This window comes from Citrobacter sp. Res13-Sevr-PEB04-36, assembly GCF_015672735.1.
Lineage (GTDB): Bacteria > Pseudomonadota > Gammaproteobacteria > Enterobacterales > Enterobacteriaceae > Citrobacter.
Genome location: NZ_JADABY010000029.1, coordinates 189,017 through 199,744 on the forward strand (window position 1 = coordinate 189,017; position 10,728 = coordinate 199,744).

At 52.4% G+C, this 10,728-nt stretch carries 9 protein-coding genes; all 9 read right to left on the minus strand.

The annotated features are described in order from the left end of the window. Window positions 1–3 precede the first annotated feature (3 nt). A complete protein-coding gene (locus IMQ48_RS08850; protein WP_196208727.1) occupies window positions 4–1,656 on the minus strand; it encodes a class I fumarate hydratase in 1,653 nt (550 codons plus the stop codon). A 59-nt stretch (window positions 1,657–1,715) separates the two neighbouring features. Continuing rightward, a complete protein-coding gene (glsA, locus tag IMQ48_RS08855) occupies window positions 1,716–2,717 on the minus strand; it encodes a glutaminase A (RefSeq protein ID WP_196208728.1) in 1,002 nt (333 codons plus the stop codon). A 125-nt stretch (window positions 2,718–2,842) separates the two neighbouring features. Further along, on the minus strand, window positions 2,843–4,147 hold the full coding sequence (locus IMQ48_RS08860) for a dicarboxylate/amino acid:cation symporter (protein WP_196208729.1): 1,305 nt from the start codon (window positions 4,145–4,147) through the stop codon (window positions 2,843–2,845). Window positions 4,148–4,315: 168 nt separating this feature from the next. Beyond that, complete coding sequence (locus IMQ48_RS08865; RefSeq protein WP_196208730.1) at window positions 4,316–4,633, minus strand: DUF4387 domain-containing protein; 318 nt, start codon at window positions 4,631–4,633, stop codon at window positions 4,316–4,318. Further along, window positions 4,630–6,000 carry an acyclic terpene utilization AtuA family protein gene (locus IMQ48_RS08870; RefSeq protein ID WP_196208731.1) on the minus strand — a complete coding sequence of 457 codons (1,371 nt, stop codon included), beginning with the start codon at window positions 5,998–6,000 and terminating at the stop codon, window positions 4,630–4,632. The genes IMQ48_RS08865 and IMQ48_RS08870 overlap by 4 nt, the downstream gene beginning before the upstream one ends. 3 nt (window positions 6,001–6,003) lie before the next feature. After that, window positions 6,004–7,245 carry a methylaspartate ammonia-lyase gene (locus IMQ48_RS08875; protein ID WP_181618936.1) on the minus strand — a complete coding sequence of 414 codons (1,242 nt, stop codon included), beginning with the start codon at window positions 7,243–7,245 and terminating at the stop codon, window positions 6,004–6,006. After that, on the minus strand, window positions 7,245–8,690 hold the full coding sequence (locus IMQ48_RS08880) for a methylaspartate mutase subunit E (RefSeq protein WP_196208732.1): 1,446 nt from the start codon (window positions 8,688–8,690) through the stop codon (window positions 7,245–7,247). Before IMQ48_RS08880 ends, IMQ48_RS08875 begins: the two co-directional genes overlap by 1 nt. A gap of 18 nt (window positions 8,691–8,708) precedes the next feature. Then, a complete protein-coding gene (gene glmL, locus IMQ48_RS08885; RefSeq protein WP_196208733.1) occupies window positions 8,709–10,097 on the minus strand; it encodes a methylaspartate mutase accessory protein GlmL in 1,389 nt (462 codons plus the stop codon). Then, window positions 10,097–10,546, minus strand: coding sequence for a methylaspartate mutase subunit S (glmS, locus tag IMQ48_RS08890; RefSeq protein WP_096757824.1), 450 nt, complete (start codon window positions 10,544–10,546; stop codon window positions 10,097–10,099). The genes glmL and glmS overlap by 1 nt, the downstream gene beginning before the upstream one ends. Between the last annotated feature and the right edge of the window lie 182 nt (window positions 10,547–10,728).

Here is a 10,728-nt window from a genome sequence, read left to right on the forward strand (position 1 = left end):
CCCTTAATGTCCTGCCGGACAGGTTGCGCAGCGATGCTGCTGCTCAAACTGGCTAAAGAAATTATTGCCTTTGTCATCCACCAATACGAAGGCAGGCATATTTTTAACTTCCATCATCCACACCGCTTCCATTCCCAGCTCGGGATATTCAAGGCACTGCAGGCTCTTCACGTACTGCTGCGCTAGCAGGGCTGCGGCACCGCCAATGCTGCCGAGGCTAAATCCACCGTGTTTGTGGCAGGCATCAGTGACCTGCTGGCTGCGGTTACCCTTGGTGAGCATAATGAGGCTGCCGCCTTGTGCCTGGAAAGCATCGACATACCCATCCATACGCCCGCCGGTGGTGGGACCCATTGAGCCACAGGCCTGATTTTCCGGGGTTTTGGCGGGACCTGCGTAATAAACGATATGCTTTTTCATGTATTCCGGCATCGGTTCGCCGTTATCCAGACGCGCTTTGATGTTCGCGTGGGCGATATCGCGAGCGACAACAATCGGGCCGCTTAACGACAAACGCGTCCCAATGGGCAGGGCGGAGAGATCCTGCATGATCTCGCGCAGCGGACGGTTCAGATCCAGTTGTACGCTCTGGGCGCCGTTTTCTACGCGCTGAGAATCGGGGATAAATTTGCCTGGGTTATGCTCAAGTTTCTCCAGCCAGATACCGTGTTTGTTAATTTTAGCTTTAATGTTGCGGTCGGCAGAGCACGAGAGGGCCATGGCGATAGGGCAAGAGCCACCGTGGCGCGGCAGACGAATCACGCGAATATCGTGCGCGAAGTATTTACCGCCAAACTGTGCGCCAATACCAAACTCGCGGCTGGCATTAAGCAGCTCTGTTTCCAGTGCGGTATCGCGGAATGCCTGACCCAGTTCGTTGCCGCTGGTCGGCAGGTTATCGTAATACTTTGTTGAGGCCAGCTTCGCCACCTTCAGTGATTGATCGGCAGAGAGACCTCCCACCACGAATGCGATGTGATACGGCGGACAGGCAGCGGTGCCCAGCGATTTCATTTTTTCGATCAGGAAGGCGGTGAGCTTATCCGGCTGCAGAATAGATTTGGTTTCCTGATACAGCGCGGCTTTGTTGGCTGAGCCGCCGCCTTTGTTGACGAACAGGAATCGGTATTCGTTACCCGGGGTGGCGCTAATGTCGATTTGTGCAGGCAGGTTGTTTTGTGTATTAACCTCGGTGTACATATCCAGCGGGGCGTTTTGCGAGTAGCGCAGATTGTTTTCCGTGAAGGTGGTATATACGCCCTTGCTTAATGCTTCGGCATCATCACCGCCGGTCCAGACCTGCTGTCCTTTGCTGGCGACAATGGTTGCGGTACCGGTGTCCTGGCAGTTTGGCAGTACACCTTTGGCAGAAACTTCCGCATTGCGCAGGAGTTGGAGTGCGACGTATTTATCGTTACTGCTGGCCTGCGGATCGTGCAGAATGCTGGCTATCTGTTTCAAATGTCCGGCGCGCAGGAAAAAGGATGCTTCATAAAATGCCTGCTGTGCCAACAAGGTTAGCGCCTCTGGCGCCACCTTGATCACTTCCTCTCCGTCTAACTCAGTTACCGTAACGTATTGGTTAGTGAGTAATTCATATTCTGTATTATCTTTACTCTGAACAAAGAGTTCCTGCCAGACAAATGGTTTAGACATTTTACTTCTCACCTCTTCGTGTTGTTTGCCGGATTAGCAAGGTGCTATCCGGCACGGGCTTATTTCGCTAAAAAGACGTTGGCTTTTGTTGCTTCGGCGACATATTCGATAGTTTGCTGGGCGCGAACGCTGTTACCGGCCTCATCCAGTGGCGGGGAATAGACGGCAATCGCATATTCACCTGGGACGACGGCGACCATTCCACCGCCGACGCCGCTTTTCGCCGGGATGCCGACGGTGTACAGCCACTTGCCACTGCCGTCGTACAATCCGGCAATGGCCATTTCCGCCAGGACTTGCGGGACATATTTTTCGTTCAGCAGCTGTTTGCCGTTGAACGGGGACTTACCTTTGTTGGCGAGTACGGCACCCATTTTGGCCAGTTGCTCAACGGTGATATCGACCGAGCACTGACGGGTATAAATTTCAACGGCTTCATCGGTATTGCCATAGAAGCTGTTATAGGATTCCATCAGCTTTGCCAGCGCCTGATTGTGCTGGTTGGTTTCCATTTCAGATTTGAAAACCGGTTCGTTGACAGTGAGTCTGGCATCTGCCCAAACGTTCAGGTTATCGAGGATTTTGTTCCAGCGATCGGTTTTGTCTTTGGCTTCAATCAGGCTAACGGTGCTCATCGCGCCGGCGTTAACCAGTGGGTTTTCTGGTGCGCCTTTGGTCAGTTCAACGGCTAACCCTGAGTTGAATGGCATGCCGGTGGCATTGGCGCCGAGTTTATCCAGAACTACTTGCGGGCCATGCTGTTCCATAGCCAGCGCCATGGTGAAGACTTTACTCAGGGATTCCATCGGGAAAGGTTTGTTGACATCGCCAACCTGGTAGATTTTACCGTCAACGGTTGCGATGGTGATGGCAAAATTTTTCGGGCTGTAGGTCGCCAGAGCAGGGATGTAGTCAGCGACTTTTCCATTATTGTTACTTTTATATTTCTGGTGTGCCTGTTCAATTAGCCTGGCGTAATCCGGCGTGGTTTGCGCGAGAGTCGTTGCGCTAAACAAAACACTGAAGGAAAAAATACTCACGCCGAGAAGAGTTTTAGTCATGATGCGATCCTGTTGGTTTGCTCATCTTGGTGCCGGATGGCGGCGTACCGCCTTATCCGGCCAACGGATAGTTAAACGTTATGTAGGCCGGATAAGCGTCAGCGCCATCCGGCAATAACGTGGTATCAGGACAACGCGACTTCCGTTTCAGTAACCGGACGTTCCTGTTCCGGGGTTTTCGCTGGTGCCGTTCCGCGACAACCCTGGCCGAAGTGTTCACCTTCCCAACGGCCCACGATGGCAGCACCCATGGCATTACTCATTACGTTAGTGGCAGAGCGACCCATATCGAGGAACGGATCGACGCCCATCAGCAGGATCAAACCGGCTTCTGGAATGTTGAATTGGTTCAGTGTGGCGGCAATTACGACCATCGACGCACGCGGTACGCCCGCCATCCCTTTCGAGGTCAACATCAGGATCAGCAGCATGGTGATTTGCTCGCCCATGCTCAGTTCAATGTTGCACGCCTGGGCAATAAAGACGGTGGCAAAGGAGCAGTAGGCCATGGAGCCGACCAGGTTAAACGAGTAACCGATAGGCAGCACGAAGCTGGCAATTTTTGAAGAGACGCCAAACTTCTCCAGTTTGTCCAGCGTACCCGGGAAAGCGGCTTCAGAGCTGGAGGTGGTAAAGGCCAGCAGTGCGGGTTCAAGAATGGATTTGGTCAGACGGCTGATGCATGGACCGACGATCATAGCCGACAAACCAATCAGGATGGCCCACAGCATACTCAGAGTCAGATAGAACTCGCCCATAAAGATCCCGGCGCTGACCATCACACCCAGACCACGTTCAGCAATCAAGCCTGAAATCGCGGCAAAAACAGTCAGCGGAGCAAACAGCATGACGTAGCCAGTCAATTTCAGCATCACGTGTACCAGCGAATCCAGAACCTTCACGATAGGTTCGGCTTTTTCACCAATGGCGGCGAGGCTGCAACCGAGGAAAATGGAGAACACCACGATCTGCAGGATTTCGTTACGCGCCATCGCGTCAACGATACTGGTTGGCACCGCGTGGGAGATAAATACTTTCAGCGTGAACGGTTCTGACTTAACGGCGGCGACAGCACCTACGTCATGCGGAACAAAGTTAATGCCGACGCCCGGCTGGAAGATGTTGACGATAACCAGACCCAGCGCAATTGATAGCAATGAGGCGCAAATAAACAGGAAAAATGTTTTTGAAAATATACGTCCCAGCGTTTTGGCATCGCCCATTTTGGCAATACCGACAACCAGCGTGGAGATAACCAATGGCGCGATAATCATTTTCACCATACGTAAGAATATGGTGGTGAAAATGGAAATATCTGCTGCATAAGATTTCGCTGTCTCAGCCGTGGCCATATTATTTATGGCCACCCCGGCAATCATGCCGAGTATCAGGCCTAATATGATTATCTTCGTTAAACTAATTTTCTTCATGTGTACTCCATCGGATAAAGGCTGGCAATTGAATTTGTGTAGGGTAACGTGCACCTGAGCCAGGACAGCAGCTCAGGCGCACGCCTGTTGTGACCAACCGCATGAATATTCGAAGCACTGTGATACCGCTGAATTCTGTGCTCCAATGGTTGTTATTGTGTTTTTTTATTACAAGTCGAACTCAATACTTAATAATGGAGCGTGTTGCTGCGCACCATAAACATCATTGTCACCGACGTTGCCGGAAATAATATCGCGAGGCATAACGATCTTTACTGCATTTGCTGGATCAAACCAGACAATATTGTGAATAAAGTTAGGCTCGACGTTATATAAGCCAGCAATCAGCTGTGGTGTTAATTGCTCGCAGGCTTTTACCCGCAGATAGTCTTCTTTGGTTTTAAATAAAACATCTAAAACCAGTTCGTAAGGTCCGGCGTTTTTGGAACGAATGACCTGCGCCAGTGAACAAATTGAGTGTTTCATGCCTGAACTCCTTCTGGCGTCACCTGTTCAATGTGGAAATCAAAACGCAGTGCATCGCTCGCTTCAATCAGGTGATAGATTGAAAACTCATACACCGGACCACTTTGAATATCTGATGGTGAGAACGGGAAGGCGAGGTTGCCCGCAGTCGCAATGCGATTCTCATAGCCGTAGTGCAACAGGGTAGAGCGCACCAGCGAACATACACTGTTGGCGATATCCTGCGTCGGTGCGACCACATCCAGTAAAATCCCCAATTCATGACCGGCAGTTTTGACGGGTTCATGATTGCCCATTACGCCGTTCTTACCGTACAGGTGGAACGTCATGCGGATACTGTCATCATTCAGTGAAAGGTTACGTGCAACGCTTGCCTGTACCTCTTCGAGAATGGTGTCAATCCCCGCAATCATAATCGGGTCGCGTGTTCCGGCGATGGTCAGACAGCGGAAGCCAACCTGACGAGCACCTTCCAGTTTCAGCGCATACGGCGTCTCTTCATGACGTGAGCCGCTAACATACACTTCGCCGTCGTTTACCGCAGTGAAGGTACATGCTTTCAGGTTCAGCACGCCGCCCGGTCCCGGCAGGAAGTACGGATCGGACTTCTCATACAGGGTGTGAGCTGCGGCGGAGGTTTCAGTGAACTTACGCTTGGGATTGAACGCCTTCAGCGTAAAGCCGTTATCGTCAATGATCCCCATAGCACAATCTGAGCCGGAGCCCGGGGTGGCGGCAATAGCAGCACACTCAAGGATCTTACCGCAGTGAAGCGCCAGACCTTCATCAAAGCCCTGCATAATCGGCAGTGCGGCGAAGCAGGCCGGATCGTAGGCTCGTCCACCCAGTACCACCTGTGCACCCGCTTTCAGCGCACGCTGGAAAGGTTCGACGCCCATCTGTGCGACGATGTAGGTGCTCTCTTCGATCGCTTCGTGAGTCAGTTCAGGGACAAAATCCAGGGCAGTGATCTTGCCGTTATCCAACGCCTGATGAACGACTTCTTTGTCGACGTCTGATGGGATCAGCGCCATTGAGAAGGACAGTTTTTCTTCCTGTGCGATCTCATGAATAATCTGGCGACACCACTCCAGATGCGGAGCGGCACCTGAACCACCGGCTGTGCCGATGACCACTGGGATGTTGTTCTTAACGCCCGCTACGATCATATAGCGCAGATCGCGTTTTACGCCGGCCCTGTCGGTAAACGGTTTACCTGCCCCCAGGTAGTGGGGGCCAGGATCGGAGGAACCCGCGTCAACAGCAATAAGATCCGGTGACTCTTCCATGGCTTTACGAAAACTTTCTTCCGGGAAGCCATAACCCAGGATAGCCGTAGGCGATAAGATCTTAAATGTGCGTGCCATTTCTTAATCCTTAGTCTGCAACAGCGCGATAGTGCGGTTCATTTCGTTAAACACGATGTTGAGACCTTCATCGAAACCCATACCCGGTTTGATCAGCATGCGCATTGGACGCGCGGCCAGCGCGACGTGTACGCAGGTGCGAGCACTGATCTCGGTTTCGTTACAGGTACCGCCCTGATAGGCTTCCATTGCGTGTTTGTTGCAGTACAGCACTGCATCTACGATGTTGTGAATGCCGCCGAGATCCGGGGTTTTGATCTGCACCATATGGCAGCTACCGGCATCGGTGAAATCGACGATATCCTGATAGGTGTTACACCATTCATCAGCCACGATTTTCACGCCGGAACCCAGACGGGTTAGTTCTTTGGTGATGGCGGTCAGCATGCGGATCTGATCCGGCTTGTTACCTGCATCAACCGGGCCTTCGATGTACAGCGGCAGGCCCTGTGCTTCTGCTTCGAGGCTGGCGATGTATTCGGCGCAGCGAACCGGATCCATATCAAAAATCAAACCGATCGTGCCGTACACATCAATATGCAGCGTTGGGTGGTAACGCTCGCTGGTGCGCAGGCTTAAGATACGGTTAGACAACCAGCGCACATACTCACGCAGTTTTTCGCCTTTAAAGCCCAGTTTCTCTTCGACGTTGTTGATCAGCGCGTGCGGCAGGACATCAACGCCTTTAAGGATCATTTTGTCGACGGCGATGTAGCGGTCATCACCGCTCTGACCGAATAAAGGAATTGCTTCCGGGACGCACGGCAGCTGCCATTCATCGCAAACAACCTCTGTTTTCAGACGGCCGGTGGCCAGCGCAGCGGCATCGAGCAGTGCCTGAGACAGACCGTAACGAACAGCGGTATGCAACAGATGGCCATCAATACGCAGTTGATCGAAGAAACGGGCGTTCGGCAGGAACGCATCGACATCGCGGCCTTCCAGCAGCGGTTTGATGTGATCGTTGAGGAACGGAATGAAGTTCTCTGCCAGGAACAGCGGGTCACGACCGCCTGCACCGGAATACTGTACGGCTGCACAGTCACCGACTGCTACCGCGCCGTTTTCCAGAATCAACTGAACCGAAACGCATTCACCCGCCTGACGAACAGAGGTAAAGCCTGGCGTAACTGGCGCGCCGGTATAGATGAACCCATCGTGACCCGCGCCGTCTTTAATGGCCTGCTGGTCGTCAAAATAAAATGAGGAGTAGCCAGCGGTGAAAAGGGCCTGTTTAATTTTCATTATGGTCTTCCTATTAATTTACTGTGGGATACGGCGTTGATGTCATCAATGACCATCTGGAAAGAAGGCTTGCGGCCTTCAAAGTGGGCACGCTCTGCGACGTAGTCGTGGTGCAGGGCGAGAATATCTTTTGGCAACGGAACGGAACCCGCTTCAAGAATACGGATGGCGCCTGAGTTATCGCGAACAGGCAGGATTTTGCCAGCGTTACAGGCTGCTGGTGCAAAAGGCACATCCAGTACGCCTGCTTCAAAGGCCAGCACCGTACCGCGTGCAATGTCGCCATTGCCCAGTTCGAAGACCTTCTTCAGCACTGCGCGGACTTCGCTCTTAATCAGATCAACTTCTTGTTCTACCGCCGCACACTGCGGGAATTTCTGGTCGCTGACCATGTTGAGCATCTGGCGTGACGCTTTGAGGCCCTGGGCGTTAGCCGCCGCAGTCGGGATACCAAACGCTTCATGCGGGCTCTTGGTGATCACTTTCGTGGCACCGGACATACCGGCCACGGCAGCGCCCCAGGCGATGACGGAGAAGGCTTTCGCTTCATCTTCCGGGAATCCGCCCATCCACTGGTGGAATACGGTGCTCAGCTCATAGTCGTCGAAACCGTAGTTCTGGAAGTATTCGTGAGACAGTTCACGCAGCGCCTGGATGGCGGCGATATCCTGAGTCAGACTACCGACCTGGCCGTAGCCCACGGTGATGGATTTCACGCCCTGTTCCAGCGCCAGCAGACCTTCGATGATCGCGACGGAGTGGGACATAAACGGCGGGATCAGGGTGCCGGTCAGCGGGCCAAATGGCTCACGGTTAATGCGGATCCCATTTTCTTCGTACAGTCCCATCAGACGGTCGCAGTACTGCCAGTCACGGATGGATTTTTCCAGGGTGACGCGCTTAGCGTAAGGGATGTTGTAGGAGATACCGCCACCTTCGTAGCTGGTAAAACCACTGGCCATGGCAATCTCTGCCAGCAGACGCGCATCCGGGGTACCATGTCGAACCTGGATAGGTTTTTCCAACGATTCAGTCATCCGACGGCAGGCAGCAACCCCGTGGTTGACGACCGGTAAACCGTTCAGCTTGGACGTGCCTGCTTCGATGGATTTCTGGATCCCGACGGCGGCTTCTTCATAACGGTTCAGGCGGGTATAGGCATCGATGGTGCTGGGCAGCAGGTCGCACTCTTGCTGCAATGTTTTGAGCAGCGCAATGTGCTCATCCATTAATGCAACGCCTGCACGCGGCTGGCTCAGGGTTTTACCTTCCTGATCGGCCTTTAACAGCGCGAGGGAGAAGCGCTTATGGTCTGGAATTGTTTGTTGGTACTTCACGCCATCTTCGAATTTCTCAACGTCTTTGCCTGTTTCCCAGGTTTGTAACACCTGCAGCCTTTCGGTCATAAATTCGTCATGAGTCAGTTTTTTATTTCGAAGTTCCATTCGTAGCTGCCTTAAGTTTTATAGGGTTAAACACTGAATGCTGGTGCGAGCAGCGGCTTGCGGGTACAGCCTGGCGACGTTTGCCAGTAGAGGGAGCAGGCCTTTTGAATCGCGGTAATACTCAAACTGATTCGGTAATAAAATTCTTTTACCCTGGTCGTCCAACTCCCGATATTTGAGCCAGTTATGAATATCAAACTGGCTGGCGCGAGAGAGCCATCCACCTGAACCGACAACTTTTCGTACGGTGGTGAGATCGCGACCCATCTGTAAATCCACGTTACCTACGCAGGTGCAAACCTGCTTTTTAGTGCCCGCGTGGCGCTCAGTGGCATAGCCCACGCATAAACCTGCCAGCAGGGTATCGAAATATTTCTCTTCCTCGTTGAGTGGCAGGTAATCCGGATGCCCAACCAGATGGCGCAAATAGCGGTAAAACGCTTCTTCGCGCTGTGGTTGTTGGGCGAAGATGACTTTCACCATTTCCTGTGTGCTTTCCCCCACGACGACGGCGGACACGCGCATCCCGAGATCGCCTTCAACGGTACGTTTGACGAAGGGTTCAGGGACGCCGTGCAGGACGGTGTCGGGGGAGAGGGTATTCGCGCTGGCGGAATAGACATCCGTGGTGGCACCGCCCATATCGATCAGCATGAATTCCTTCCATGCGCTGTCGTAATCGCTAATCGCTTTTACCAGTTCGTACACCGTCCACGGCGTGGGCATCGGTTCTTCGCCGGTTTCACCGACGATAACGTCCAGGCCTTTGCCTTTGACGATGCGGGACAAAAACACATCGCAAATGGCCTGACGTGCAGCAAACGGGTTGGGGTGGTCGAGATCGGGCAGGATGTTATCTACCGTGGTCAGGTCTTTATGCCCCAGAATGGTTTGAACATCGTCCTGAATGTCGCGGTTCCCGGCGTAGATAATGGAGCAATCTAGCGTTGACTCGGCCAGTGCTCTCGCATTAGCCAGACCGTAGCTTTCTTCACCACCATCCGTGCCGCCGGTAAACAGCAGGATGTCTGGTGGTGATGTTTCCAGCTCCTGAATGTCATGACGGTTAAGTTTGTACGAATAATATTGCGCGATTTTTGCGCCAGCCGAATGGGCGGTCACTTTCGCCGATTCCAGCGTAATGGAAGGCACCAAACCCATTGCTGCAACGGCGAGCCCCCCTTTGGCCGACGAGGAGTACTTCAACTGCACTTCACCACTTTTCAGTAACGGGCGAGCATCGGCAACATTCAGCACCTGATTCAGGCTGGCAAAAAAACCGTCTGCCAGATGATGTGTGGTGGTTGGGGTCAGGACATGGTTTACCAGCGTTAATTCATCCCCTTCATGCGCGAAGAGGGCCGCCTTGGTCCATGTCGAGCCGATATCGACAGAAACTGTTTGCATCAGATAGCCTCTTCCAGGCAACGCTGCTCGAGGCCATTGTGTTGGTGAATATCATTGGTGATAAGCGCGCAGACATCTTCCAGATCGTGGCTTGGTGCGAAGACGCGGTTAAAGCCCATTTCTTTAAACTTCACTTCCACGTCTGCAAAGTCGTGTTTACCAACAACCAGATTGCCGCCAACGTAGAGCAGGATGTCGCCGAGGCCACGTTCGATGCAGCGCTCACGCAAGCCGAGGCAATCAATATCACCGTGTCCGTAGATAGATGACACCACGATGGCATCAGCGCCTGTTTCAATCGCGGCATCAATATATTCATCCTGACTCACCATCACCCCGAGGTTGATTACGTGAAAATCATGGGAGGTAAAAACGCGATCCAGAACTTTATTGCCTACTGCATGGCAGTCAGCACCGATAACGCCAATAACAAGTGTAGATTTCTTCATGGGTAATCCTCTGTAGGGCTGATGGTCAATAAGTAAAAATTATTTTTAATATTTAGGGTATGGATGGTGGCAACCTTTTAATAGGTTTGGAGTTTCTGTGGAAGCTGAAAAGGAAGCAATTGATCTATTTTCAAAATATCCTGATTAAAATGATTGTTATAATTGATTATTAATAAATCTGC

Coding starts and splice junctions, on each gene's coding strand:
- IMQ48_RS08850 (WP_196208727.1), bottom strand. CDS start 1,656: ATGTCTAAACCATTTGTCTGGCAGGAACTCTTTGTTCAGAGTAAAGAT.
- glsA (WP_196208728.1), bottom strand. CDS start 2,717: ATGACTAAAACTCTTCTCGGCGTGAGTATTTTTTCCTTCAGTGTTTTG.
- IMQ48_RS08860 (WP_196208729.1), bottom strand. CDS start 4,147: ATGAAGAAAATTAGTTTAACGAAGATAATCATATTAGGCCTGATACTC.
- IMQ48_RS08865 (WP_196208730.1), bottom strand. CDS start 4,633: ATGAAACACTCAATTTGTTCACTGGCGCAGGTCATTCGTTCCAAAAAC.
- IMQ48_RS08870 (WP_196208731.1), bottom strand. CDS start 6,000: ATGGCACGCACATTTAAGATCTTATCGCCTACGGCTATCCTGGGTTAT.
- IMQ48_RS08875 (WP_181618936.1), bottom strand. CDS start 7,245: ATGAAAATTAAACAGGCCCTTTTCACCGCTGGCTACTCCTCATTTTAT.
- IMQ48_RS08880 (WP_196208732.1), bottom strand. CDS start 8,690: ATGGAACTTCGAAATAAAAAACTGACTCATGACGAATTTATGACCGAA.
- glmL (WP_196208733.1), bottom strand. CDS start 10,097: ATGCAAACAGTTTCTGTCGATATCGGCTCGACATGGACCAAGGCGGCC.
- glmS (WP_096757824.1), bottom strand. CDS start 10,546: ATGAAGAAATCTACACTTGTTATTGGCGTTATCGGTGCTGACTGCCAT.